Raw genomic sequence first — 24512 nt, 5'->3', positions numbered from 1 at the left:
GTTGAATCTAAAATCTAAAATTGAAATCACCAACACCTACTCGGCAAAAACAGTCATGAAAGAAAATAGCACTATCACTGGTTTTCATGCTCATATTTACTATCAACCCGAAACTCGCTCAGTGGCTGCTAAAATTAGGGAAGAATTAGGTACTAGATTTGAAGTTCAGTTAGGCAGATGGCATGATCAACCAATTGGGCCACATCCTCAATCAATGTATCAAGTCGCCTTTTCCCCTAACCAATTTCCTCAAGTTGTACCTTGGTTAATGCTAAACCGTGAGGGTTTAGATATCCTTATCCATCCTGAGACGGGTGATGATCTCACAGATCATACAGCACACGCCCTATGGTTAGGAAATAGACTTGAATTAAATATTAACTTCCTAGAGCGAATCAAGTCTAATGCTCCTTCATAGAGACGAGAATTTTCTCATCTCTATAAGCAGCACCAAAACTAGTTAATGAAAATTGACGTTGTGTCGCACTAAATTCATAAATTCCTCGCGAGTCCGTGCATCATCTGCAAATACACCCCGCATTGCACTAGTAACAGTCCAAGAACCTGGTTTTTGTACACCACGCATCACCATGCACATATGAGTGGCTTCGATGACTACAGCTACTCCTTGAGGTTTGAGTAAACCTTGCAGTGCATCAGCAATTTGCAAGGTGAGACGTTCTTGTACTTGCAAACGTCGCGCATACATTTCACAAATGCGCGCAATTTTTGATAACCCAATTACTTTACCATTGGGGATATACGCCACATGAGCGCGTCCAATAATTGGTAAAATGTGATGTTCACAAGAACTGAAAATATCGATATCCCGAATTAATACCATTTCATTGGCATCTTCTGTAAATACAGCTCCATTCAGGAGTTCATCTAAAGATTCATGATATCCTTTCGTCAGAAACTGCAAAGCTTTCACAACTCGTTTAGGAGTATCTAATAAACCTTCTCTATCCGGATTTTCTCCTAAACCAATTAACAAAGTACGCACAGCCTGCACCATCTCTGCTTCGGTGACAGTGGGAAGGTTCTTGGTAGTGATAGATGATACTACGTCAGCAGCAGAATTTATATCGGGATGAATCGATAAAGTCATTTTCTTTGTTGAATTGGTAAAAGATTATGAATTAGTTAATAGTGAAAAATCTGTGACTCACTATTAACTAAAATGGCTGATCACTTAACACATCTTCATCATATCAAACATTTGTTAAGTTGGGAGTGAATTTGATGAGAATCTAATTTTCTTCCAATAAAAACTAATTGATTTTTAGGTGCATCACGCCATTCATCTGCGTGCAGATTGTAACGTTGTCCGCTTAGTTGAAATATATGGCGTAATTCACTATCACTAAACCACAAAATCCCTTTAGCACGGAACACATTTTGCGGCATTTCTTCTGCTAGGAAGTTTTCAAATTTATGCACATCAAAAGGTCTATCATATTGACAAGAGATAGATACAAATCCATCATTCTCTAAATGATGAGAGTGGTGTTCGTGGTGATGGTGATGATGGTGTTCATGATGATCATGCTCATGGTGATCATGATGTTCATGTTCATCATCCTCTAAATCATGGCTAGTATATTCAGCAGTCGGAGTTAAACCCACACCTAAAATTAAAGGTAAAGCCACCTCGCCATATTGAGTATGTAAAATCCTCGCCCCATGTTTTACATCATGAATATAGCTTTCCACTTCTTGCAGCTTTTGCGGGGTAATTAAATCTGTTTTATTGAGGAGAATAATATCTCCATAGGTAATTTGTTTTAAAGCCGCTTCACTTTCAAAATGTTCTCGATTAAATGTCTCAGCATCAACTACAGTCAAAATCGAATCTAGACTAGTTAAATCTCTTAACTCTGTCCCCAAAAAAGTTAAAATAATCGGTAATGGGTCAGCAACACCGGTGGTTTCAATTACCATGTAATCAATGCGGTCTTCTCGCTCTAACACACGATAAACAGCATCAACTAGACCATCATTAATAGTACAGCAGATACAGCCGTTGCTGAGTTCTACCATATCTTCATCAAGAGAAACTAGCAGTTGGCTATCAATATTAATATCGCCAAACTCATTGACTAAAACAGCGACTTTTAAATCTTGTTTATTTTTCAGAATTTGATTCAGGAGGGTAGTTTTACCACTACCTAAAAATCCCGTGATAATCGTAACAGGCATTCCCCGTTTAGGGATATCAGGAATGATGTCTTTAGTCGGTGCAGTGATAGTATTCATAGTGCAATTAGATTTTTGTAAATTACTCAATCTCGATTTATCTTCCCAAATTCTTGAATAAATCAGGAAGTTTTAGAAATTATAGCTTCTTGTAAAAAATCCGCCAGATCATTTAAACTCATCGCGCCTAAATCTCCAGACTGTCTTGTTCTCACACTCAAATTATGATTTTCTACCTCTTTTTTCCCCACAACTGCCACAACGGGAATTTTTTCTAATTCTGCTGTCCGAATTTGTTTACCTAAACGTTCGCCACTATTATCTACTTCTACTCTCAAACCAGATTTTTTTAACTCATTGACCACTGATTGGGCATATTCTCGCACATCATCACTTACAGGTAATAATCTTACTTGAATTGGTGCTAACCATAAAGGAAAATCACCCGCATAATTTTCAATTAAGATGCCAAAAAATCTTTCTAGTGAGCCAAAAATGGCGCGATGAATCATAATAGGTCTTTCACGACTACCATTGGCTGCAATATATTCCATGTCAAAGCGTTCTGGGAGATTAAAATCTACTTGAATGGTAGAACATTGCCACAAACGACCAATGGCATCTTGAATTTTAATGTCAATTTTCGGCCCATAAAAAGCACCGCCGCCGTCATCGACAACATAATCCCAGCCTTTATTATCTAAGGCTGTTTTTAAAGCAGCAGTTGCTAATTCCCACACTTGATCATTGCCGACTGATTTATCAGGACGGGTGGAAAGATTGACCTCATAATTCTTAAAACCAAAGTCTGATAAAATTTGCTCAGTCAGATTTAAAACACCTAAAATTTCATCAGCAATTTGATGCGGTAAACAGAAAATATGGGCATCATCTTGGGTAAAGCCACGGACACGCATTAACCCATGTAATGCCCCAGAGCGTTCATAACGATAAACTGTACCTAACTCCGCCCATTTTAAGGGTAATTCTCGGTAGGAATGCAATTGATTTTTATAAGTTAAAACATGAAAGGGGCAGTTCATGGGCTTAATTTGGTAAGCCTGATTTTCCACTTCCATTGAGTCAAACATATTCTCTTTATAGAAGTCAAAATGCCCCGATGTTTTCCATAAATCGAGATTAGCTACATGGGGTGTGTAGAGTAATTGATAACCAGATTCTAGGTGAGATTTGCGCCAATAATCTTCAATAATGTAGCGAATACTTGCGCCTTTGGGATGCCAAAATACTAACCCACCACCAGCAGCTTCTTGAATGCTAAATAGGTTGAGTTCTTGACCGATTTTTCTATGGTCACGGCGTAAAGCTTCTTCTCTTTGTTGGAGATATGCTTTGAGTTCTGCGGCGGTTTCCCAAGCTGTACCATATATGCGTTGCAGTTGGGGTTTGGTTTCATCGCCTAGCCAATAAGCACCAGCAATGTTCAGTAGTTGGAAAGCATCAGGGGCAATTTCTCCAGTAAAGTTAATGTGAGGCCCTGCACATAAGTCCCACCAGTAGTTATTAGCTGGTTGAATGTCGCTGACAAATAATGATGACTCTGGCTGACCCTTTTCGGGACTACCAATAAAGTAGCGGGTGATGGTTTCTTCTGGGGGGATGCGTTCTAGGATTGCTAATTTGTAAGGTTCGTTTAATGCGGCGATTTCGGCGCGAATTTCCTCCCTTTCTACCTCTTCGCGGATGATAGGGAGGTTGGCTTTAATTATCCGCCGCATTGCTGTGGCGATTTTTTCTAGGTCATCGGGGGTGAGGCTGACTGGACAATCAAAGTCGTAGTAAAATCCGGTTTCTGTAACTGGGCCAATTGCTACCTTAGTCCCTGGATAAAGTTGCTGTACCGCCATCGCCATGATATGGGCGCAGGTATGACGAATGCGTGTAAGTTTGTCGCTATCATGTGGCTGTGATTTTTCCTGGGACTGGGTGAGGGAACTGACCATATGGTTAAAAATGCAAAGTTGAAAAATTTTCGGCAGCTTTACGTAGTCAGAAATATGACTATATGGAGGAATCAAGTAGATGGATGAAACCCTCTACTTATACTAGAAATGAGAATCGTTATCATGTTAGCGCAAAACAAGTCGTTTGTTGCAAAATAAATTCTCAGGTAAGGTACTATCTCTCAAAACCCCTGATGTAATACCAATTCACAATGGACTAACGTCCCGCTTCGCTAACGCAATGGACTAACGTCCCGCTTCGCTAACGCAATGGACTAACGTCCCGCTTCGCTAACGCAATTGATAAATCCTGACTTGACAAGGGTTTTTGGGTTTGGATCTGTATCAGAATTTTAGTGAATTGGTATAAGCTAATCGTCATTTAAATTGCATCATTTTCATGTTGGTAAACGCTGTAAACCCTCTCCCTTGCTCCCTGCCCCTCTGCGGTCTCAATGTGCTTTCTTATATGCTTAACAGCTTACTACTAGTCAACCAACATGATGACGACAGATGTGATGATTCCTCATAGGTTGGGGACTGAGTATCTCAAATCAACTTTAATTCTTCTCCAAAACTGATGAGATCCAAAATGCGAGTCGTAGCGTATCTACATATAGTTATTCCATGAGCAAGAAAGTATGTCTAAACAAGTGACTTGTTCCCCAGAAGCTATCCCAGCTATCATGACCTGAATTGTTTCAGTATGTTTGCTAACTCTTAAAAATGCTTGGAAAGTAGTCAAAAGCTCGGTATACTTCGCAGTGATACCCAGACTCAATCACTAACTAACTCTGAATGGAGAGTTTATCTACTACTACCGATGTTTTACTGATCACCAAAATTGCCCAAAAAGACCAATCTGCGTTATCTGCTCTCTACGATCGCTATGGCAAAATTATTTATGCGATCGCCTTTAAAAGCCTGAAATCACCAGAAGAGAGTGAAGAAGTGGTATTGGATGTTTTCGCTCAAGTATGGCGAATTGCCGAGCGATACGATACACAAAAAGGTAGAGTGGATACTTGGTTATTTACCATCGCCCGTAGTCGCATTCTTGATCGCTTACGCAAACTGCAACGCACTCATGTATCTACTACCTTTTCTTTGGATACAACAGAAATTCAGCCCAAAGCCGATAACGTAGACTTGTTTGAGTCGGTATTTATTGCTGAACGGCGGAGTCGGGTAATCGCAGCCATGAAAAAATTACCAGATGAACAACGACTGGTAATTGAATTAGCATATTATCAAGGACTGACTCAAAGTCAGATTGCAGAGGCAACAGGTGTATCCTTGGGAACAGTCAAAACTAGAATTCGGCTAGGATTAAAAAAGTTACAATCTATTTTTGTCACTGAGGAAGAATTTTAAGTTAGTGTCTTGCCAAATACATACACGACTTATTTAGTATTAAATCAAATTAGAACTCGATGATGCAACTCAATTCTGAAAACTACTGCTTTTGTGAACTAGCTCCCTTGTATGCTCTTGATTTATTGGATGAACAAGAGCGAAATTGGGTTGAGCAGCAAATAGCAGAGTGTCCAGAATTAGCCACAGAGTTAGCAGAGTATGAGTTAGCAGTGACGGTAATTCCTTATACTACTCCTACTGTGCCAATGGCGGCAGATTTAAAAAATCGCTTGTTTGAGCGTCTAGATTTAGATACTCCAGAACCAACCCCAGCCAAGGAACCAGCAACACCGCCGGGATTTTTCGCAGTGCGATCGCAAGATTTGAACTGGCAACCACATGATGTCCCTGGTGTTAAAATCGCCATCTTACACATTGATCAAGTCAAGCGCGAAGTCGTCGGATTATTTCACGCCGAGCCTGGTATTCATTATCCTTGTCACCGTCATGCAGCAATTGAAGAAATATACATGATTTCCGGGGATTTGATGGTTGATGAGCAGGTTTATGGTGCAGGAGATTACATCCGTTCTGAACCAGGTTCAGTGCATAGCCCCTATACAAATGGTGGTTGTATGTTTTACTTTCGTACCTCAATGGATGATGAATATCCTAGTGTGAGAGAAAGTGTAGGGGTTTAGGGAACACCAAAAAATAAATTATTCCAAATGCACAGTTAGTAGGGTGCGTCAGTATCAATAATTTCTTGTTAACGCTGGGTTTTCTCACACTGACGCACCCTACATTTTGGATATTTTTTATTTGGAAGTCCCTTAAGACAAAAAAACATCACTAATTTTTAGTCAAGTATAAATCCAACAGCAAATATTTGACGTATACCTCTGTAGTTCAACCAATGGAGGGGTTTGATAATTTCATACCCTTGGATTTATTGGCATGAATATCCAGTATGTAGTTTGCCAAAATCAATCATCACTATTATCTGACAATACACAAATTCACTGCTCAACCTTGAAGGAGTATGACGTGACAACTGTTCCTCAAAAAGTAGTTAAAATATTTTCTGGTTTGGGCATTGCTATATTTGCTATTTCAATGGTTTTGACTGGTCATCCAGTTTCGGTAAATGCTTCTGAGTCTGTACCTATAAAAGAAGATTTGGCATCAACTCCAACTAAAATAACGCAATTTAATCTACCAAGGGCTGGATTAGCTCTGGGTCGTCTCATTAGCCGAGGTCGTCGTTTCGAGGAAACTGAAATTACAATGATAAAATTTTGGGTAAAAAATGGGTTACTGTGAGAATTAATGCCACTTAATATTATTTCTTTAAATAAATATTTGATATTTATGTAACCAGAGGAATTAAGACAAATGTTAGCTAAACCTATGGCTGACTAAATATTTGTTTTTGCTGCTACTCAATTGAAAAAATGTTCAAAATATTTTCTTTTATAGAACGCTATCGAATTCTGCATTTGAGTTGGATCGCATTTTTTGTGACATTCATGGTGTGGTTTAGCTTTGCGCCTTTGGCGACCATAGTACAGCAAGACTTAGGTCTGACACCACAACAACTAAAAGTGATTGCGATTTGTAATCTGTCCTTGACTATTCCAGCCAGGATTGTGATTGGAATGATTCTTGACCGTTGGGGGCCAAGGCTGACTTTTGCTGGGGTACTGATTTTTGCTATTGTTCCTTGTTTAATCACTGCAACAGCTATTGATTTCCCCCAGTTAGTCTGGGGTAGTTTGATGAACGGAATCATGGGAGCAGGATTTGTAGTAGGCGTGCGGATGGTAGCAGAATGGTTTCCCCCGAAGGAAATTGGTACTGCACAAGGGATTTATGGTGGTTGGGGAAACTTTGGTGCAGCAGCAGCCCAAATACTATTACCATCTGTAGCCGTGGCCACCGCTAGTGTTGTCGGTGGGAGTGTGAATTGGCGTGGGGCGATCGCTACTATCGGTATCCTCTCGGTTATTTACGGGGTAATTTACTGGTGTAGCGTGCAAGACACTCCCCCTGGTAAAACATATCGTCGTCCACAACGCCACGGGGCTTTAGAAGTCACCAGCCGAGCTAGTTTTTGGGCAATGACCACCTTAGATTTAGGACTTTTATTATCTCTGGGTTTATTGACTTGGCCATTAACAGGAATTAATTTTCTCACCCATCACCAAGTGATATTGGTGTGGGTAACTTTAGCGGTTTTATATGGTTGCCAATTTTATCAAAGTTGGCAGGTCAATCGAGAACTAATTGGTTCTTTAAATCCATTGGCAACGGACTTTCTCAAAAGTGATAAACGCTACCCACCCTCAGAACGCTATCAATTTCGCCAAATTGCCCTATTAGCTTTGACATATCTGACTAACTTTGGCTCACAAATTACAGTAATTTCAGTTCTCCCCACCTTTTTTGAGCAAACTTTCCGGCTCAATCCTGTATCAGCAGGCTTAGTTGCTGCTAGTTATCCGGTATTAAATTTGATTTCTCGACCTAGTGGCGGCTGGATTTCTGATCGCTGGCGTAGCCGCAAATGGGTAATGACACTTTTGAGTATGGGTATTGGTGCAGGTTATTTACTTATGGCTGGAATTAACGCTAGTTGGTCTTTACCTATAGCGATCGCCGTCACCATTTTTTGTGCCTACTTTGTCCAAGCTGGTGCAGGTGCGACTTTTAGTATAGTTCCCCTCATTAAACATGAAATCACCGGTCAAATTGCTGGTAGTGTTGGTGCTTATGGCAATGTCGGTGGTGTAATTTATTTAACAATTTACAGCAGCACTAATGCTCAAACTCTCTTTATCACAATGGGAGTTCTTGCCTTAATTTGCGCCAGTTTGTGTGGTTTTTTTCTGCAAGAACCAAAAAATTCTTTTGTCGATGGGGAGTGAAGCATAAGACTCGGCTAAATGTCCTGCTTACCCTAAAAAAAACACTTATACCAATTCATTTTTTGAAAATCTTAAAAAAGGAGGAATTTGACATTGCAACAGCAAATCTCTCATCAAGCCAACCTATGGGCAAACAAGAAAATCAAGGAGTCTGAGTCCCCCATCTTCTCAGAAGCCGTTGAATACCTGAATCTATGCCATACAGAGCAGAAACTTTCACCAAGGCTAATTCCCATTCGTTTGCAAGAGATTCAGCACGAAATTGATAAAACTGGTACTTACTGGCAAACTTCCGAGGAACTCACTTATGGAGCCAAGCTAGCTTGGCGTAATAGTACACGTTGTATTGGACGTATCTTTTGGCAAAGTCTGATTGTACGAGATTTGCGTCACTTATCCAGGGCTGAAGAGATATTTGCTGGCATCGTCGAACATATAAAATTAGCTACCAACGACGGTAGCTTACGCTCTGTGATCAGTATCTTTGCGCCCAAGCAGCCAGGAAAACCAGGTATCCGCATCTGGAATCCTCTATTGATTCGTTATGCTGGGTATCAGCAAGTTGATGGTTCTATTTTCGGAGATCCTGCACAGGTCAAACTTACCCAAATTTGTCAGCGTTTAGGTTGGTCAGCACCAGAACCCAAGACACCCTTTGATATACTACCTCTGATCATTCAAATGCCAGGGCAAAAACCCCAATTATTTGAAATCCCGCCAGATATCGTCTTAGAAGTACCTATTTCTCACCCTAAATACCCTTGGTTTGAGGATTTAGGTTTAAAATGGCACGCCTTACCAGCTGTATCAGACCTGTGTTTAGAAATTGGTGGTATTTCTTATTCTGCTGCTCCCTTTAATGGTTGGTATATGGGTACAGAGATTGGTTCTCGCAATTTTGGAGATGTACACAGATATAATTTATTACCTAAAATCGCTAAACTTTTAGGTTTAAATACTAGTTCTAAACTGTCTCTATGGAAAGACCAAGCATTAGTAGAATTGAACACAGCCGTTCTACATTCTTTTGCCCTTCAAGGTGTGTCAATTGTTGATCATCACACCGCCTCTGAACAATTTATCCGCCATACAGAACGGGAAGAAAGTCAAGGAAGAATAGTCCCCGCTAACTGGGGTTGGATTGTACCGCCAATGTCGGCTTCCGCCACAGAAGTATTTCACCGCGAATATCAAAATCTCTGTTTTAAACCTAATTTTTTCACTCAACCCAATCCCTGGAATCATACTGATAGTAATGTCGGTTGTCCTTTCCACTGATAGAGATTGGAAATGGGGAAAGCCGGGTGGGTTCATGGGAAAACAGAAAAATTCAACACTAACCCAAGCTCATGCGATCGCCTGATTGCCAGGAAAAGGGTGAGGAATTATGCTGGTTTTAAATGATACTGTTCTTCTAAGAAGTTAAATAGCCAGTCTTTGACAAGGTGGGTGGCGTGACAGTCGTCTTCATTGTAGCGGCTGATGATTTCTAGTAAAGTGCGATCGCCTGTCTCTAGCCATAGGTCATACCAGTAAATACACTTAGCTCCACTAGCTTCAGGATTACGCCATTCAAATCCTAACCAACGAGCGATCGCTTTTAGGGCGTAACTTTCAATGGGTAATGTTACAGTCTCTGTGAGGTATTCATAAATATCGACAAATCGATTTAAGACTGGCTGGACTAACTTATGAGGAGTACGGTATAACTTGGCCAGGCGTTTGACTGTATCTAATTCGTAGACGCAAAAATGATAAATCGGTGCATCGGGATATTGCCAGACTAATTCTAAAAATTGTTGCCAAATTAATTCCTCCTGGGCTGGTGTTTCCGCTAACAACGAATAGAATTCCTGAGTGTTGGTTTGTTTATTTACCACCAACACCCCTAAAAGATAATCTAAATTGATATCTGGTTGGGCTTCAATATCAAAGTACAGTTCTACCGGAGCATTAAGATCAACGTGGGGATGGGGAAAGGAAAATGGTAAAGTTAGGGGTCGTTTTTCTAAGACTGATTGGGCTTGAATGACTAATTTTGTGGCGACTTTGGCATCAAAACCCGTAAGATTTTCCAAAATGCTGGGACTGGTGTTAGCTAGAGAATCTAGAGTAGTGAGATTGAGTCCTTGAAGTTGAGTGTAGCGGATGGGTGTCACTCCTGGTAGGAGAGAGAGGTGCTGCTGAGATTGGGCGATCGCATGACATTGACTGTGCCACTGACAAAGATTACACTTTTGACGAGCAATAAAGATTTCTGGCTGAGTTTGCGACTCTAAAGCCTGGATGAACTCCTGCAAAATCTCCTGCATTTGCGGTGTCCATCTAGATAAATCTATAGGATATTTTGTCTCTTTGCTGCGTAGCATTAACCAAGCCGTTGACGGTTTTACCCCTTGGACTGTAGCTAACACATGATTATGAAAAGCGGTGACAACTTGGTATTCCTGTTTGGGACGCTTACCCAATTCAATATTGACTGCTGTATACATCCACTCGCCAAAGCGCGACACTCCTGGTTGTTTCACCAGTAAATCAGGAATACTGAGGAGAGTAGGATTTAAGGCTTCTGACTCTGTGTCTACTAACTGACTGTAATTAGCTAACAGCACTCCTTGATAGATGTAATCAACCCCAAGCTGCATTAATTCTATAGTGGCAGCTTGTCCGGCTTGCCATTTTCCTCTAGGGTAACTGGGTTTTTGATAGGGAAATCGAGCCAAAACATTCAGCCGATGGGCGTTTTTGTCCTGTTGTAGTTTCAGCAACAACTCACTCGGCTGATCCCGTAGGCTTCTGTCGCCGTGAATATCTAAAACCGGACGACGTTTACAGCGTTGGTATTGCAGGAGGTGTTCAGCATTAATTAGCATTCAGGGTAACGGAAACTCTTCTACAATTTTAAGACCCTTCATATACATGAGGGGTCAACAGTGCCAAGTTAAGGAACTACTTTACATAATTCAGCAAACAGTAAATTTGTAACTTTGCTCATCAATTTACCTTGAATATGCTTGCCGCCTAGTAACTTTTCACCTTGTTCACTGACGTTCGCTTTTAGTGAGTCACGGTAGTTAATCAATTCTTTGGTCAGTTCATTATCTGGTAGTCGGCCAGTTTCTACACCAGTAAGTATGTACTGCCAGAGACTAATTCTACACAAAGATGAACCACTGGACTTTTCAATCAAACCGTCGCCAGATTGCTCTAAAGTTGTACCCATACCCAGCCGCATCTTAAAAGTATCGCGGCTGCGGTTGCGCTTGATGCGTTTGGTTTCGCCAGCGAGTCGTCTAATGATGGTTTCGCCATTTTTACGATCGCGCTCAGTTTTCTTAACTTCTCTAACCTCATACTCAATGACAGGCCTGCCATCGACCCCTAAAAATGATTCAAAAGGATAGATTCTGGTAAGTAAACGCGATCGCACTCGTAACCCAAAACCAAATTTATCAAACACTTTCATGTAAGGCGCAAAGGCTGATTGAGTAAGTATTTCTCTAATTCTGGCTTCAAGGTGCTGCTCATACAGTGAGATGTCACACATCCAATCAGCATGGAGTTCTAAGATGGGGTCTATCTCAATGCCGTAATCGCGGGCAATGGATATTTTATAGCGATTCTCGATCCTGGTTTTCCCGGCGGGAGAAATTTCCAGCCTTTTAGCTAACCAAGCCCAAAGCGGTGGGAGTAACCCTGGCTTAGTAGATTTGCTCCTGGTTTGTGCCATCTCTGGAAATTGCCAAGCTAAAAGCTGACGGGCATAATTCACAATTGGCGACTGAACACGGTTAAGGTGTTCGAGTTGCTGGCAGATGTCGCGGAGTTCATCTATGGGTTCTGGCTGGTGCATGAGAAAATATCTCATGTTTAATTTACCATTCTCCAGTTGATGATCTGGGTCGTGACCGTAAGCGGCCATAGCCAAAGCATCGGCAGCATCGGATTTATTCGGGAGATTTTTACCGCCACGATAGCGGCGTAATTCCACATGACCAACCCACAGAATTTTGATTTCTAACTTTTTGAGAATAGAAGCCCACAGTCTGGAATAGTGATTTCCTGTTGGTTCTAAAATCGCATAATCTGGCTTAGTTTTTGTGAGATATTCTGCAAAATCAAAAGCTGATTTCTGTTTTTTTCTAACATCTGGATTGGAATAAAAAGCAGGGTATAAGCTTGATGCTTTATTCCTGGTTTTGTTCCAATAAGCTTGTAATCCGCCCTTGGGATATTGTGTTAAAATATGAGTTGTAATACTGCTTTTACTAACATCAATTCCCAAAATTGTTAGCTCTTTAATTGTCATGGTTCTGTGAAAGTAAAGGTGATAAATGAGACTGCCATCTCTAAAAACCCGAACTGAACAGCGCACGAATCACCCTAACGCCACACATATAAGTGGCGCGATTCAGGAGTAAACGCATTCGGGGAATTAGTAAGAAGAGCCGCGCATGAATGCTGAAACGCCATCATGGCGCAATTCACTCTGAACGCTGCATTTACTCTTACTAACTGGCGAATTGATTTGGACTCAACCCGCGACGCTGACAAATTGTCAGCGTTTCGGCTACTGAGTCAGGTAGCCATCATCAGGCGGGTGGATGTAAATTGCGTTCCAGGTAGTAAGCCTCAATACTTCTTTCAATCTGTTGAGGAGTTAATTGATCACATTGCTCATTGGCTTCATTGGCGATTCTTTCAACCCAGTAGGTATCAGGTTGATTTGTGGCATAACAAAGATACTTGATGGCAATTGCCATTGCTAATGTGTTAACCACATAGTGTTCTTTATTCATTAAAAATTGAGAATTATCTGTGGTCATTCTTCTTCGTCCTCATCTAGTTCTTGGGCTAAATTGATATCAATAATGTTAATTAGAAGGCTAGATGCAGGTTGCAGAATATTTTGGACATCTTCATTAGTTTCGCTGTCTGATTCCGCTACATTTTTCATGCGCTCTAAAGCCTGATCAATTTTGGCTTTAATGTGAATTAAATCGTGCCATAAGGTGTAGTAATCCCACGCTGGATCGGGTGTGTAAGTAGTTTCTTGGTTAGTAGTCATTTTCGTTATTTTGTTGGTCATGACATCTGCATTTTTGATTGGCATCTTGCCAACCTTGTAAAATGGCTTTGGCGTTTTCACCGTCGAAAAGTTGTTTTTCGCCATTCAGCCAGGTGACGACAACTTTACCCGTAGGCGGGTCTGGTTCAAGTTGGCGGACTTGTGCCAAATTTATCCACCCACCGGACGGTAATTGGCAACTGAAAATTGTAGGCACGGAAATTATGTGCATGGTAAAGTGACTGTAGTTGAACAAGCGAAGCGATCGCACTACGAAAGTACCGGTGCGTTCGCTTCCAAATTTCAGTTAGAAACTGTCAGGAGAATTGGGGACAGTTGCCCCAGCATCAAAAGGGATGTGTGGATTCTCCGGCTCGTCCTTAAGTTTGCCAAGTCGTTTAAGTTCAGCTTTGAGATTGGCAACATCTTCTGCTAGACGTTCTTTGTCGGCTTCCAGCTTCAACATTTGCCGTTGATACTCACTGTTTACCGATTCTCGGATTTTGCGCTCGACTGTATCGGCTAGTTGTGAAATGGCCTCTTCTGCGTCTTCACCCTCGGTCACTTCGGCAAACAATGCCATTTTTTTATTTTCGTAGTTCCCCAGGTTGAGAACTCGCTCGTAACTAATTGTTTTGATTTGCATATTGTTTGTGCTAATTTTTACTTGGTAGATGTTTACTCTGGATGAAGCGATCGCAATTCCTGCTCAAAAAATGCGATCGCTTTTAAAATTTGAGCTATCCTTGAACAACTTCTGGCTTGGGTTGGTGGTCAAAAACTACTGCAAAGCTTCCGCCACCCTGACGCAGAATACTCATGTAAGCATCGGCATCGGTGCGCGTGCGAAGTCGAGCAACGCAGACATTATTGCCGTTGGGCAAGTATTGGAAAATTGCCCACGGCCTGATTTCGTCACGGTATGACATCTATGAAATCTCCTGAATTTTCAAAAAATCACCAGCACGAGCTGAACACCTAGCAAGTGCTGGTGTATGCGAGCGAATCGTTTATCGAGTTTCACCCAATGGATTATGGAATGGTAAGTAACGCCGGGGGTGTAACCGGCGAAATTAAACCTATAAAAAAGATTGTGTTGTCAGTTAGTTCGATTTGCGTCTAATTTGTGACTCCTTTACTAAACAGCAAAATCTGTGGCGCGATGGTGAAGTGAATGCGCCGGGTGTAGGGGTGTGGGGAGTAGGGGAACTCCTTACCCGTGACTAATTACCAATGACCAATGACTGATCACTGTGTGACTGTTATGTGACTCAGCACTCAGCACTCAGCACTGATTACTGAGTAAGGGTGTTTCCGCGCCGGTGGCAATTAATAATCGCCTCAGTGGTGCGGTGGTGGCTCCTGAATTTGCCCTCACAGGCACTTCGGCAAGGGTGAGGGGGGAGCTAAAAATTTAGTTTTCTATGTGAAAAACTAATGTTATGTTAATCATATAGAAAACTTCCTGTCAAGTTTTCTATATGAGAAATTGATTTTCTATATGTAAAATGGGGTTGACGTGAATCAATTAATCGGAGATGGCAAGACCAAGGAAACTACCGGAGGACGCAAAAAACGTCAGCCTGTTTATCAGCAAGACCGACTGGTTGAAATTCAACAACAAAGCCAAGCAGATGGGCATGAGCAGGGCAGACTTGATAGCAGCTATAGCTCAGGAGAAAATTTATCTTGTAGAGTCGAATCCCTTATCACAGGAGGAGATTTCGATCCTGGAAAAGTGTTAGAAGCCGTTCGCATGATCAGGAATGCACATTTATCTTATGTACGCGCACACAAGCAACGGCTGAAAACAAGACTTGATGAGGCTGAAGAGAACGAAACTGATTTTATGAAAGCCTGCGACCTGGTAGAGCAGAAAATCCAGGGTTTCCTAGAGAAAACGGAAACAACATCTAAAACTGAAGAAACCGAGTAAACCGTCCTACCTGTGAGGTAAGGGCGGTTTATTTATGAAGTAGCCAAAAATTGAAATGCGAGGTTTTCCCGATGTCTTACCAGGAAATTCCTCGCATGGTGGATTGAGTAATTTACGGTTACTCAATCTATGGACATTACAATTTTATTCTTGGTTTTTCAGATACTTGTGCCTTTGATCGTAATTCTCGGTGTGTGCAGCGTGGTTTGGTTGATTATGCGACTGCTACCGAAGTCGGTGCAAAGATTTCTCAACTTTAACTTCACAGACCCATCCGCCAACCGACGAGAACCTGAACAAAGCGAGTACACCAAGACTACAAGATTGCAATCAGAGCTAGTGGCACTACTAAAAGGTGACGATGCCAGAGCTAAAAGGCTACTACAGCAAGAACGGAAGATTAGACCAGGGATGTCTAACGCCTGGTATTTGGAAAAAATTGTTGACGATATAAGACGCGATCGCAGTTGAGTTAAAAGCCACCCTCATGGGTGGCCTAGCATCTAACCGAATTATGACAGGAAAGCCAAAATTACAAAATACCCAGTGGACAGAAGCACATGACGCTTACTGCCTAGAGAACAAAATCACCCCCGCCGCCAAACTCCTGTGGCAATGGCTAATCCGCCAGGGTATCGGCGACGAAATCGAACCAGACCTGAAAGAATTTAACCATTGGGTAGAAAAGCATCGTGGTAAACCATATCACCGCGACACCCTCAAAGATGCACTCTCACAATTAATCAGCTGTAGGGTTGTACAGTTAGCCAAACAATTTACGTGGAACATTGTCAGAATAATCACACGCCCTCTTGATTGGTTAAAACCGAGAAAAAATTCGTCAACCCACAATAAAAATTGCGATTCACCACCCTCAAACCCGCAATCAGCCGACGACACCCATAACAGCAGCAGCATTCCTTCTATTGACACAGCTTCCCGTCAGGAGATACTCGCAGTCTGTGCAGAAAACGGTATCTTTTATCACCCTGATAAACCAGCAAAAATATTTAACTATTCACTTGATGATGTGCTTTTAGCCATCAGTGTTTACAAATTGCGATCGCACCAGGAGCGAATACGTAACCCCCAAGGATGGCTGATTGATTGCCTAGAGTGGCGTTACTGGGAGGATATGACTTGGGCTTGGGGTGAGTTATGAGTAAACAGCAGCTTTCCCTGTTTGACCTCAACCAATTCACCCAATCCCCCAATCCCCACTCTCCTATTTATGATCCAGCATGGGATGAAACTGATACTCAGCAAGAAAATATAGACACTGTTCTGGAGCAAACTAAGGGAACGTCCAAACCTGATGATAATGTTCTGGAGCAGGATAAACAGAATACAATCAAATCTGCTCCAGAACAGTCACACTGGGTAGAAAAGTACACAGTGATTCGTTACGGGAAAGAACATTATTATTACCGTTACCTGTGGATGTCTGGCCGGAAGCTGCACCATGTTCACATCCCTGGTGGTAATGTCAAAAGTGCGATCGCAATTGGTAGAAAGTCAGCAGTTGAGGCTGCAATAGCTGATGGTCAAACCCCAACAGAAATCAAAAAGTTGATTCACTCCTGGCGTAATCATCAGAGCTAGCTAGTTAATCATCAGAGCTGTATAGATAAGCTGTACTACTCTCTAGATAACTCCCCTCAGTCCCCAGTCCCCAGTCCCGCAAAATAAGATTTTGGATTTTGAATTTTATTTTGAGAAAAGCCAGTTTTATTAAAAATGCGGTTGCGAATCACCGAACGCAGCCGCGAATATGCCATTTCTGTTTTATACACCCCTATGCCCCATTCCCCACACCCCTGCACCCCTGTCCCCTGACTAGTGACTAATGACTAATGACTAACCTATTAGTGTCAAGCATTATCAATAAGGGAAGCTGCGGCGATCGCCTTTTTGGGGGCCAATAACGTGGGTGTCAAAGTATTGATTTTTCGTAGCTTCATCAATGAAAAGTGTTTAAAAGCAAAAATATTATTGCTACTCAATAGCGATAAGAACTTAAAAATGAAAAATGCGATCGCAAAAAAACCTTCCACAGTGTGCGATCGCAAGCAAAATATCAGGAATGTTTACAAATCTGAGACCAATATACTCACGGAAACATAGATTGTGGGTAAAGTTCGTCTAGATTGTCCCAAGCCTTATCAGTCAGTTTTTCAAGAGCTTTAGCTAGGTCATAGGGGTGATCATAATACCCCAGGTTAAAGCGGACGTAGAACTCATTAATATCAGGTGTAAGATTTATCATAAAGTGGCGATCGCTCCTTTAACCTCATCAATGTCAATGTCAATGTAAGGGTCTAAGCCCTTATCGTCGCGGTGTCCGGTGATTTTGCGAATTACAGATTTAGATGCCCCATTTTTCCGCAATCGGTTCACCAAGCTCCGGCGGGTAGTGTGAGTTGATATTCCTTTGGCACTCATCCCAGCACGTTCCACAGCCCGCTTGAGGATGTCGTAGGCATTGCGTAAACCTATCGGCTTAGTACCACACCTGGAGGGAAACAACCACTCAGAGTTCCCAGGTTCAAAGCGTTCGAGAGATTCCCGTAAATTGTCATGCACAGGAATTTCAACAGTTTCAGCTGTACCGTCTGGCCTGTGCTTCCGAATGATAGAGGGGAAAATTAACACATCCTTGGGCCGGCCACGACTATCGTAAACATCGCTGACCTTTAACTTGATTAAAGCTCCCCATCTCTCACCCGTGTACCAAGCCAAGTCCAAAAGTAATTTATACTTTTGAGTTTGAATTTGTTTACGCAATTTTGAATATTCATCATTAGAGATGACAGCAGCTTTTCCTTTTCTGTTAATCTTGGCCATGAGAAAACCGAATTTTGGATATTCTGCTTTTACCTAAAAAACAGGTAAAAGCGGAATTTTGTAGATATTCACTAATAGTAAATATTTGCTCAATCCTAGTGTGGACAATAGTTACACGCCATCGGTAAATCTTCCACTTCTACATAAAACTGGAAGATTTACTGATTTGAAAATCGCGCTTACAACGGATTTATTCACTACATTAAAAATTCGTCATGGCAGAACTCTCATTAACAGATATCTTTGGTGCAAACGCGGTGCAGGATGCTACGACACTAACAATTACTAAAGCAGACTTAGTAGATGTAGGACTAACTACTGGCACAACGATTGCAGCCGAAAAATTATTAGTAGCAATCATCAAAAAAGCTGCAATCAAGTGCAATCCTGATGACCGTGAAACAAACGCTGACCAAAGTGTAAGTATTGAAGCATCAACAGTTCCCACTTTCGCCACACGCGTCATTAATAACGTCACTTCACCTTATATTCGTGACACATTTACAGTAGAACTTGATAAGGCTTACACATCCACAGGTATTGACCCAGACGATTACTAAAAATATGGAATTATCCCTAGCTCAATTATTTGGGGAAAATTCCGCGCAAAATAATCAGACTTTAATTATTCAAAAGTCTGATGTATTTTTATCTTCTCCAAACAGTATCAAAACTGCTGAATCATTGTTAGTTGCAATTCTTGTTAATGCGTTCAGACATTTTTCAGGTGAGTTAACTGAGCCGAGTGGGAACAAAATAACAGATTCACAAGGAAGAACAATTACATACAACAATTCTGTTTTGTATGAAAACCTAAAAATTGAACGATGGGAATCATTTATTAAGCAAAGCAATGAACAGTATTTTGTCTGTGATCAATTTGTAATTCATTCTGAATCTATAGCTGATTATGTTGATACATGATTTCCCAGACGGAATACCGTCAAGCGAAGATTTTTTCTTGTTTGAGCAGAAAGCGACAGAAGCTTATCTCAAAGCAGAACTAGCATTGTTACTAGGGGGTGGTAGCAGTTCGGCTTGGGTTGCTGTTAGCGAAGCGCAGACACTTGCAATTAATAGTAAAACGATTGTTACCGCTACTTCTCCCATTACCCTGAGTTTTCCGATTGGCACAATTGGAGAATTGGAAATTTATAACGCTAGTAATTCAAAAATCAGCATCAATTTAGGTGGCGATAAATATCAAGGATTTAGTTACCCAGTATCAAGCATTCAATTATCTGCAAAAGATACCTACACTAGACTAATTTGGGTTGATTCCTCCAATGGCTGGATACCATTAACCGGAACACTCGAAACTATTGGTAACTATCCTTCTGGCATGGTTTTTTGGCTTGAAGGTGGTAGTTATAGCGATCGCAGTGGAAGCGGCAACAACTTAACACCAGTAAATGCAAGCACTCCGCCCACAAAAGCAGTCGGTATCGATAATAAACAAATACTTCGGTGGAATGGTTCGAGCAATCAAGAATTACAGGGAACACCGTTTTTAAATGGGACATCTGGAGCAACACTATATACAGTTTTCACTGTTAATTCAAGCAACCATTATGGGATTGTTCGCACGCAATCAGGCTTGGGTGATTACTGGCGTTTCAGTGTGAATAGTGCGGGGTATTTTGGGGTATTTAGAAGCTCTCGTTTTGAAGCTTATCCATTAGATATGCCACAGTCAGGGAGTCATTTAATCAGCGTTCATGCCAATGGTACGAACTATGAAGTAATCCAAAATAAAGTTTCTAAAGGTGTTCAATCGTCTGCTTACACCCCAGGAAATGTATTTAGGGTTGGGGTTAATGATTTGCCTTTTACTGGCGATATTGCACTAATTCTTGTTTATCCCTACCACATATCAAAAACATCACAAGAACACTTAAATATTCTTGCTGCAATTAAGCAGTTTTATCCATCACTACCATTTACAAATTGATATGCCAATATTCTGCAATAAAGGGGATAAACCGAAAGTACGTTATGAGTCAAAATCTAAGGGTAAACGTATTTATCAATCTAAAGTATCACCCATAGAAGTTGTATTAGAACCAATTAAAAAAAATGAGTACGGGGACGATTACAACGCTAAAGGATACACAATTATCTATGCCAATGGAGGGGAACAAACTGTAATAAATCACAGAACAAGAATCGACCCAGTGTCAGGACAACCACAAATACAATTTTGGTCATGTGGTTCTGGCGATTGGGACAACAGACAACCAGATGGGAGTTATTCTGTTTGGTATCCTTATCCGTCACCAGTAGCAAGTATTGATAAATCTCGCGGATGCCCTCCACCAGTTCCGCCACAGGACTACTCAATCAAAATTCTTCATGAAGGGAACGTAATTTTTAGGGATAGAAGTGACACGGAAATCACTTATGAAGTTGATTGCGGTAACTGTCCCCCAGGACAGTGTGAAGTCAAAACAAATAAATATCCTGGTTACTGTTGTGTAGACTGCAAATCAACAGCTAGCAAGATAAATAATTTAGTTCCTAAAGTCAGGTGTTGCAATGGCTGAATGCAAGGATTTAAGTGCAGCATTGAAGCGACTGGAATCAGCTATTAATAAGCAGAATCAATGCTGTCAAGAAACTAAAAATAAACTCAAGGAATTAGAAAACAGAATAGGTGCGTTAGAAAGGGGGAGTAGAGGCGGTAACTCTTCTGCCAAACAAGATAGAAGCTTAAATGATATATATAAAAGGCTTCAGAGATTGGAATCATATTGTCAGAGTATTGAAGGTGTGTTTAAAAATTTCGCCACCACAATTAAGCAAATCAAAGAAATATTTTTAGGATAAAAATGACATTACCCTACAGTACACAGGCGGGTAAAATTGCATATCAAGAAGCTACTGCACTTTGGAGAGCTATTAATTTTCGTGCTGGTGACTTCAAAGCTTTGAGAGGGTTGAATGCTGATTTAAAACAACTGTCTAGCATAAGAACTGGAGCTAGAGCGGCGACAAATCCTATTAGCAATGCCTACCGAAAGCTTGAGTTTGATATTGGTAGCACCAACAAAAAAGTATCAGGTATTCAACGAATAACTGACTCATTAAAGAAAGGCGCATTTAAGGAAATAAACCCCAGATGGGGGATAGCGGCTAATACGTTATTGCAGGTAGTTCAAGCCGGGATAACTATCCTCGCTGTAAAAAGTGCTGAGGAAATACAAGCTATTGACTTAAGAACGGGTAAACGAACAGAAGCTGATTTACAAAACGCTTTTACTAGAAGCATTAATAACAGTCTCTCAATTAGGAATATTCGTGAACAAATAGCCAGAGAAACGGCAAAGATTAATAAAGACTTGAGCAGTCAAGCAAGAGCAATATTTGACATTAAGACAAATACAAGGGAATCACAGAAAAAAGCAAATGATGCACTTTATGAAGTAAGAGCGGGTAGAAAGATACTAGAGGATAGGATAAATCAACAAATTCAGTCGAGTAATGCCAAGGTTCAAGAATTAGCGACACGGTTTAATACTGCTTTAGGTAACACTACAAACAATGCTCAAAATGCAGTGAAGAACGCCATCGATAGATTGCAGAAACAAGTAGCAGAATTACAAAAGCCTAGTGCGCCTAACCAAGAGATACCTAAGTTACAGCAAAAAGTTGACACGTTATTTAAAACTGTTGAGACGATACCTCAAAATCTTAAAAAAGTAGTTGAAATAAATGCCGATACTACTAAAAAAGTAGTTGATGCTGCATTTAGACCACTGCAACAAGCTCAAGAGAAATGGGGCGTAACTATTACCCCATCACAGGTAAATTATCCAACTATTAATTATTCAACAGGTGGAATCATAGTCCCAACAGCCGCTACTGTTACACCTGCTCAAGTGCGATTCGGGCAATTCTCTTCTAGTGATTTAGGGCAACAAGCCAGGGTTTTAGCTCAAGATGAAGCCGAAAAAGTAGAGATGAAAGTAAATGCTGTGAATGGCAGATTGTCAACAGGATTTCAGCAAATCGAACAAGCTAGAAATTTGGCAGAAGCGGCATTGAGAGAGGCGAAAATCAAAGGTGTTCCCGTGAATACCATTGAGATTGAAAACCGTGTTAAAGAACAAGAGTCACGATTAACAACGGGATTAAATAACGTTAACTCTCGAATAGGAAATTTTGAAAAAGTGAATGAGCAAGGAAATAGAAAGTTAGATGATTTATTAGGTAAAGTAAACTCAATTATTCCTGTATTGGCACTTATCCCAGCAAAAGCCGCCCAAGCCGTTAGACAGGATATGCCTAGTGTCGGAGACATCGAAGCTGCAACTGGTAGGGCAATGTGTAGAAATCTTCAGACCGGCTGCGGCCGCCAAGCAATAGATGATGCTGTAGGAAATGTCACCAATAACGTTAACCAGCACAACACCAACAACACCGGCAACGTGTTAGATGCCATCAATACTGGAGCTAACGCTGCACTGCTACAAGGACAGCAGACAATATTACAGCGTTTAGGCGATCAGCTTCCTGGTGGCATTGGGGGAAAACTTACTCGATTTTCAGATTGGTTAAAACTAGACCGAGTATTAAACGTTCTTACAACTGCGGCAACAGTCCATAATGCCTTTATGTTGTCTAACGACATTGGGCAAACATTATTAGGCATTATTAACAACGTTCTTCAACTAATAGGACTTAAAGACGATAACGGACAACCCTTTGATATTGGTTCAATTATTTCTAGCACTATTGAGAACTTTATTAAGTCTATTGTTGGTGCTGACAATTATCAAACTATAACCATAGTTTGGGCAAAGGCTAACCGTATTTATCAGGCTACAACCAATGTATTGAATAGCTTTTTAAGCTTGTCTCAATTAATTTTACAAGCGAATGAATTAATAGCAGCTTACACAGGGAAGATAGGGAATGCTTTAAAGCGGGGTGGCGTTGTTCTCGAAAATGCTTATGGCTGGATGAATCCACAACCCAAATTCAATCGGGTCTCGCAATTCTTAGAAAATGTTCAAAATGCAGCGTCAACAGTTCAAATGGTGACACAAATACCACTGGATATAGCTAACGCCACCACAGAACTAGCAAACGCATCAACAGAGTTTGTCAATGCAGTTAAAGAAGATGATAAGCCAGAGAATAAAGCTAATAACACTCCTGAACCAGAGGTATTAAAAGCACAAGAGTTACTTAGCAAAAACAATTCACAACCCACACCTTTTGACTTCTCGGATTTATTTGATGGGGAAGACTAATGGCAGACTTACCAGATGACTTTAACCCGTTTGAACATTTACAGCAGACTTATAGAATTGAATTTAACAGACGGGTAGATAAATTTTTTCGAGATGTTGAAGGAAACGGAGATTTATCATCTCCCCGTGCATCTCTAAAATTAGCTTGTCGAATTGATGACAATGACAACGACGCAATGATGAATATGCGTCACAATTTATTTTTTAATGTCATTGGTTACAGTCGTAAAAATTTAGCCATTGTTTACGGGTCAAAATTTGATACTGCTCCCTCAGTAGCAGGTCATCCACAGTTATTTTTGACCTTCTCACAAGACTCAGCCGCTACACCATCGGAGGAATCGCCCATAGAACATGAGAAGTCAGTCAGGTTGATGAAATTCTCTTGCGCGGGTGGTGACGATGACGGTAGTACGAAACCTGCTATTACCAAGGCGAACATGACAGAAATCGCCAACGAGATAAAAACGCTGTTCATCTCCGGTGGTAGAGGGATAGATTACACCTGTGGCAACAAATCAGCATCCTACACCGACCCTGAAAATGGTTTTGCCAGAGGTAATTATTTATTGGCGAATAGCCGTGCTGATGCTACTGAGGTTTACCAGAAAATATGTCAAGCAATTGATGTACCCTTCTACACAGAAAAGTTAGTGGTCAATGACCCAGACAAACCCAGTACAACAACGGCAACCGCAGGGAAAAGCACAATATTGGGGAAACAAGTACAAAATCGGAGGTACAGACCTGTAGCAGTCCTTAGATTTAGAAGTGCCTACATTTCCTTGGGCAATCTTGTACCCCCAGTATTTTTGATAGATACAACACTCAGGACTCAGGGACTAGTTAAGTATCCGTGAGCTTTGACAATTTTTTATGACTGTCAACAGCAGAAAATAAAGGTAAAAACCTATTAGGTTTCGCCCCAGAATTCTAAGGATTTTAAAGGGTTAGATTGGGTGA

At 41.0% G+C, this 24512-nt stretch carries 29 protein-coding genes; 17 read left to right on the top strand and 12 right to left on the bottom strand.

The genetic code is table 11. The features are described from left to right. Positions 1–55 precede the first annotated feature (55 nt). Positions 56–418, top strand: coding sequence for a DOPA 4,5-dioxygenase family protein (locus ACQFX9_RS25945; protein ID WP_427159435.1), 363 nt, complete (start codon positions 56–58; stop codon positions 416–418). Between the two features lie 42 nt (positions 419–460). On the opposite strand, the gene folE is transcribed toward ACQFX9_RS25945, so the two are convergent. The 3 genes from folE to thrS form a co-directional block, all read right to left on the bottom strand. Next, positions 461–1111, bottom strand: coding sequence for a GTP cyclohydrolase I FolE (gene folE / locus ACQFX9_RS25940; protein WP_427159433.1), 651 nt, complete (start codon positions 1109–1111; stop codon positions 461–463). Positions 1112–1209: 98 nt separating this feature from the next. Further along, on the bottom strand, positions 1210–2259 hold the full coding sequence (locus ACQFX9_RS25935) for a CobW family GTP-binding protein (protein ID WP_427159432.1): 1050 nt from the start codon (positions 2257–2259) through the stop codon (positions 1210–1212). A 62-nt stretch (positions 2260–2321) separates the two neighbouring features. After that, a complete protein-coding gene (gene thrS / locus ACQFX9_RS25930) occupies positions 2322–4163 on the bottom strand; it encodes a threonine--tRNA ligase (protein WP_427159431.1) in 1842 nt (613 codons plus the stop codon). A 798-nt stretch (positions 4164–4961) separates the two neighbouring features. Here thrS and ACQFX9_RS25925 point away from each other — a divergent pair. The 5 genes from ACQFX9_RS25925 to ACQFX9_RS25905 all read left to right on the top strand — a co-directional run bounded on the left by ACQFX9_RS25925 (position 4962) and on the right by ACQFX9_RS25905 (position 9724). Beyond that, positions 4962–5537: a sigma-70 family RNA polymerase sigma factor gene (locus ACQFX9_RS25925; protein WP_427159430.1), complete on the top strand. Its 576-nt coding sequence runs from the start codon at positions 4962–4964 to the stop codon at positions 5535–5537. Between the two features lie 59 nt (positions 5538–5596). Next, positions 5597–6220, top strand: coding sequence for a cupin domain-containing protein (locus ACQFX9_RS25920; protein ID WP_427159429.1), 624 nt, complete (start codon positions 5597–5599; stop codon positions 6218–6220). A gap of 346 nt (positions 6221–6566) precedes the next feature. After that, positions 6567–6842: a hypothetical protein gene (locus ACQFX9_RS25915; protein ID WP_427159428.1), complete on the top strand. Its 276-nt coding sequence runs from the start codon at positions 6567–6569 to the stop codon at positions 6840–6842. A 131-nt stretch (positions 6843–6973) separates the two neighbouring features. After that, on the top strand, positions 6974–8446 hold the full coding sequence (locus ACQFX9_RS25910) for a NarK family nitrate/nitrite MFS transporter (protein ID WP_427159427.1): 1473 nt from the start codon (positions 6974–6976) through the stop codon (positions 8444–8446). Positions 8447–8539: 93 nt separating this feature from the next. Then, the gene (locus ACQFX9_RS25905) at positions 8540–9724 is read left to right on the top strand and encodes a nitric oxide synthase oxygenase (protein WP_427159426.1); all 1185 of its coding nucleotides are present in this window, start codon (positions 8540–8542) and stop codon (positions 9722–9724) included. A gap of 107 nt (positions 9725–9831) precedes the next feature. On the opposite strand, the gene ACQFX9_RS25900 is transcribed toward ACQFX9_RS25905, so the two are convergent. The 7 genes from ACQFX9_RS25900 to ACQFX9_RS25870 all read right to left on the bottom strand — a co-directional run bounded on the left by ACQFX9_RS25900 (position 9832) and on the right by ACQFX9_RS25870 (position 14443). Beyond that, entirely contained in the window at positions 9832–11319 is a 1488-nt protein-coding gene (locus ACQFX9_RS25900; RefSeq protein WP_427159425.1) for a TM0106 family RecB-like putative nuclease, read from the bottom strand. 68 nt (positions 11320–11387) lie between these two features. After that, positions 11388–12755, bottom strand: a complete 1368-nt coding sequence (locus ACQFX9_RS25895; protein WP_427159424.1) for a transposase — start codon at positions 12753–12755, stop codon at positions 11388–11390. Between the two features lie 283 nt (positions 12756–13038). Further along, complete coding sequence (locus ACQFX9_RS25890) at positions 13039–13272, bottom strand: hypothetical protein (protein ID WP_427159423.1); 234 nt, start codon at positions 13270–13272, stop codon at positions 13039–13041. Beyond that, positions 13269–13514, bottom strand: a complete 246-nt coding sequence (locus ACQFX9_RS25885; RefSeq protein ID WP_427159422.1) for a hypothetical protein — start codon at positions 13512–13514, stop codon at positions 13269–13271. The genes ACQFX9_RS25890 and ACQFX9_RS25885 overlap by 4 nt, the downstream gene beginning before the upstream one ends. Next, the gene (locus ACQFX9_RS25880) at positions 13504–13731 is read right to left on the bottom strand and encodes a hypothetical protein (RefSeq protein WP_427159421.1); all 228 of its coding nucleotides are present in this window, start codon (positions 13729–13731) and stop codon (positions 13504–13506) included. The genes ACQFX9_RS25885 and ACQFX9_RS25880 overlap by 11 nt, the downstream gene beginning before the upstream one ends. 90 nt (positions 13732–13821) lie before the next feature. Beyond that, positions 13822–14160: a hypothetical protein gene (locus ACQFX9_RS25875; protein ID WP_427159420.1), complete on the bottom strand. Its 339-nt coding sequence runs from the start codon at positions 14158–14160 to the stop codon at positions 13822–13824. A gap of 94 nt (positions 14161–14254) precedes the next feature. Then, positions 14255–14443 (bottom strand): hypothetical protein, encoded by a 189-nt coding sequence (locus tag ACQFX9_RS25870; RefSeq protein WP_427159419.1) that lies wholly within the window; start codon positions 14441–14443, stop codon positions 14255–14257. Positions 14444–15033: 590 nt separating this feature from the next. Here ACQFX9_RS25870 and ACQFX9_RS25865 point away from each other — a divergent pair. From ACQFX9_RS25865 to ACQFX9_RS25850, 4 genes are all read left to right on the top strand, one after another. Continuing rightward, positions 15034–15450, top strand: coding sequence for a hypothetical protein (locus ACQFX9_RS25865; RefSeq protein ID WP_427159418.1), 417 nt, complete (start codon positions 15034–15036; stop codon positions 15448–15450). A 168-nt stretch (positions 15451–15618) separates the two neighbouring features. Next, positions 15619–15921, top strand: a complete 303-nt coding sequence (locus ACQFX9_RS25860; protein WP_427159417.1) for a hypothetical protein — start codon at positions 15619–15621, stop codon at positions 15919–15921. A gap of 43 nt (positions 15922–15964) precedes the next feature. Beyond that, positions 15965–16612: a hypothetical protein gene (locus ACQFX9_RS25855; RefSeq protein WP_427159416.1), complete on the top strand. Its 648-nt coding sequence runs from the start codon at positions 15965–15967 to the stop codon at positions 16610–16612. Further along, positions 16609–17052 (top strand): DUF4102 domain-containing protein, encoded by a 444-nt coding sequence (locus ACQFX9_RS25850; protein ID WP_427159415.1) that lies wholly within the window; start codon positions 16609–16611, stop codon positions 17050–17052. The genes ACQFX9_RS25855 and ACQFX9_RS25850 overlap by 4 nt, the downstream gene beginning before the upstream one ends. A gap of 269 nt (positions 17053–17321) precedes the next feature. Here ACQFX9_RS25850 and ACQFX9_RS25845 read toward each other — a convergent pair whose 3' ends face one another. Then, on the bottom strand, positions 17322–17504 hold the full coding sequence (locus tag ACQFX9_RS25845; RefSeq protein WP_427159414.1) for a hypothetical protein: 183 nt from the start codon (positions 17502–17504) through the stop codon (positions 17322–17324). Positions 17505–17712: 208 nt separating this feature from the next. Then, positions 17713–18294 (bottom strand): tyrosine-type recombinase/integrase, encoded by a 582-nt coding sequence (locus tag ACQFX9_RS25840; protein ID WP_427159413.1) that lies wholly within the window; start codon positions 18292–18294, stop codon positions 17713–17715. 215 nt (positions 18295–18509) lie between these two features. Between ACQFX9_RS25840 and ACQFX9_RS25835 the strand changes: the two genes are divergently transcribed. From ACQFX9_RS25835 to ACQFX9_RS25805, 7 genes are read left to right on the top strand one after another with little or no spacing between them, the layout of a single operon-like run. Next, on the top strand, positions 18510–18854 hold the full coding sequence (locus ACQFX9_RS25835) for a hypothetical protein (protein WP_427159412.1): 345 nt from the start codon (positions 18510–18512) through the stop codon (positions 18852–18854). Between the two features lie 4 nt (positions 18855–18858). Further along, entirely contained in the window at positions 18859–19218 is a 360-nt protein-coding gene (locus ACQFX9_RS25830) for a hypothetical protein (RefSeq protein ID WP_427159411.1), read from the top strand. Continuing rightward, positions 19205–20245 (top strand): hypothetical protein, encoded by a 1041-nt coding sequence (locus tag ACQFX9_RS25825; protein WP_427159410.1) that lies wholly within the window; start codon positions 19205–19207, stop codon positions 20243–20245. Before ACQFX9_RS25830 ends, ACQFX9_RS25825 begins: the two co-directional genes overlap by 14 nt. Position 20246: 1 nt before the next feature. Continuing rightward, positions 20247–20837, top strand: coding sequence for a hypothetical protein (locus ACQFX9_RS25820; protein WP_427159409.1), 591 nt, complete (start codon positions 20247–20249; stop codon positions 20835–20837). Then, the gene (locus tag ACQFX9_RS25815) at positions 20830–21120 is read left to right on the top strand and encodes a hypothetical protein (RefSeq protein WP_427159407.1); all 291 of its coding nucleotides are present in this window, start codon (positions 20830–20832) and stop codon (positions 21118–21120) included. Before ACQFX9_RS25820 ends, ACQFX9_RS25815 begins: the two co-directional genes overlap by 8 nt. A 2-nt stretch (positions 21121–21122) precedes the next feature. Then, positions 21123–23549, top strand: coding sequence for a hypothetical protein (locus ACQFX9_RS25810; RefSeq protein ID WP_427159406.1), 2427 nt, complete (start codon positions 21123–21125; stop codon positions 23547–23549). Further along, positions 23549–24409: a hypothetical protein gene (locus tag ACQFX9_RS25805; protein ID WP_427159405.1), complete on the top strand. Its 861-nt coding sequence runs from the start codon at positions 23549–23551 to the stop codon at positions 24407–24409. The genes ACQFX9_RS25810 and ACQFX9_RS25805 overlap by 1 nt, the downstream gene beginning before the upstream one ends. Positions 24410–24512: the final 103 nt, after the last annotated feature.

Origin of the sequence: Aliinostoc sp. HNIBRCY26 (genome assembly GCF_050235535.1) — a bacterium.
Lineage (GTDB): Bacteria > Cyanobacteriota > Cyanobacteriia > Cyanobacteriales > Nostocaceae > Trichormus.
The sequence above is the reverse complement of the archived record's forward strand: the minus strand, read 5'-3'. Positions and strand labels throughout refer to the sequence as shown.

What these genes read in the sequence shown, in the direction of transcription:
- thrS (WP_427159431.1), bottom strand. Translation starts at nt 4,163, where the DNA reads ATGGTCAGTTCCCTCACCCAGTCCCAGGAAAAATCACAGCCACATGAT.
- ACQFX9_RS25925 (WP_427159430.1), top strand. Translation starts at nt 4,962, where the DNA reads ATGGAGAGTTTATCTACTACTACCGATGTTTTACTGATCACCAAAATT.
- ACQFX9_RS25805 (WP_427159405.1), top strand. Translation starts at nt 23,549, where the DNA reads ATGGCAGACTTACCAGATGACTTTAACCCGTTTGAACATTTACAGCAG.
- ACQFX9_RS25840 (WP_427159413.1), bottom strand. Translation starts at nt 18,294, where the DNA reads ATGGCCAAGATTAACAGAAAAGGAAAAGCTGCTGTCATCTCTAATGAT.
- ACQFX9_RS25890 (WP_427159423.1), bottom strand. Translation starts at nt 13,272, where the DNA reads ATGACCACAGATAATTCTCAATTTTTAATGAATAAAGAACACTATGTG.
- ACQFX9_RS25945 (WP_427159435.1), top strand. Translation starts at nt 56, where the DNA reads ATGAAAGAAAATAGCACTATCACTGGTTTTCATGCTCATATTTACTAT.
- ACQFX9_RS25875 (WP_427159420.1), bottom strand. Translation starts at nt 14,160, where the DNA reads ATGCAAATCAAAACAATTAGTTACGAGCGAGTTCTCAACCTGGGGAAC.
- ACQFX9_RS25835 (WP_427159412.1), top strand. Translation starts at nt 18,510, where the DNA reads ATGGCAGAACTCTCATTAACAGATATCTTTGGTGCAAACGCGGTGCAG.
- ACQFX9_RS25810 (WP_427159406.1), top strand. Translation starts at nt 21,123, where the DNA reads ATGACATTACCCTACAGTACACAGGCGGGTAAAATTGCATATCAAGAA.
- ACQFX9_RS25850 (WP_427159415.1), top strand. Translation starts at nt 16,609, where the DNA reads ATGAGTAAACAGCAGCTTTCCCTGTTTGACCTCAACCAATTCACCCAA.
- ACQFX9_RS25885 (WP_427159422.1), bottom strand. Translation starts at nt 13,514, where the DNA reads ATGACTACTAACCAAGAAACTACTTACACACCCGATCCAGCGTGGGAT.
- ACQFX9_RS25910 (WP_427159427.1), top strand. Translation starts at nt 6,974, where the DNA reads ATGTTCAAAATATTTTCTTTTATAGAACGCTATCGAATTCTGCATTTG.
- ACQFX9_RS25870 (WP_427159419.1), bottom strand. Translation starts at nt 14,443, where the DNA reads ATGTCATACCGTGACGAAATCAGGCCGTGGGCAATTTTCCAATACTTG.
- ACQFX9_RS25895 (WP_427159424.1), bottom strand. Translation starts at nt 12,755, where the DNA reads ATGACAATTAAAGAGCTAACAATTTTGGGAATTGATGTTAGTAAAAGC.
- ACQFX9_RS25920 (WP_427159429.1), top strand. Translation starts at nt 5,597, where the DNA reads ATGATGCAACTCAATTCTGAAAACTACTGCTTTTGTGAACTAGCTCCC.
- ACQFX9_RS25825 (WP_427159410.1), top strand. Translation starts at nt 19,205, where the DNA reads ATGTTGATACATGATTTCCCAGACGGAATACCGTCAAGCGAAGATTTT.
- ACQFX9_RS25830 (WP_427159411.1), top strand. Translation starts at nt 18,859, where the DNA reads ATGGAATTATCCCTAGCTCAATTATTTGGGGAAAATTCCGCGCAAAAT.
- ACQFX9_RS25815 (WP_427159407.1), top strand. Translation starts at nt 20,830, where the DNA reads ATGGCTGAATGCAAGGATTTAAGTGCAGCATTGAAGCGACTGGAATCA.
- ACQFX9_RS25900 (WP_427159425.1), bottom strand. Translation starts at nt 11,319, where the DNA reads ATGCTAATTAATGCTGAACACCTCCTGCAATACCAACGCTGTAAACGT.
- ACQFX9_RS25820 (WP_427159409.1), top strand. Translation starts at nt 20,247, where the DNA reads ATGCCAATATTCTGCAATAAAGGGGATAAACCGAAAGTACGTTATGAG.
- ACQFX9_RS25855 (WP_427159416.1), top strand. Translation starts at nt 15,965, where the DNA reads ATGACAGGAAAGCCAAAATTACAAAATACCCAGTGGACAGAAGCACAT.
- ACQFX9_RS25935 (WP_427159432.1), bottom strand. Translation starts at nt 2,259, where the DNA reads ATGAATACTATCACTGCACCGACTAAAGACATCATTCCTGATATCCCT.
- folE (WP_427159433.1), bottom strand. Translation starts at nt 1,111, where the DNA reads ATGACTTTATCGATTCATCCCGATATAAATTCTGCTGCTGACGTAGTA.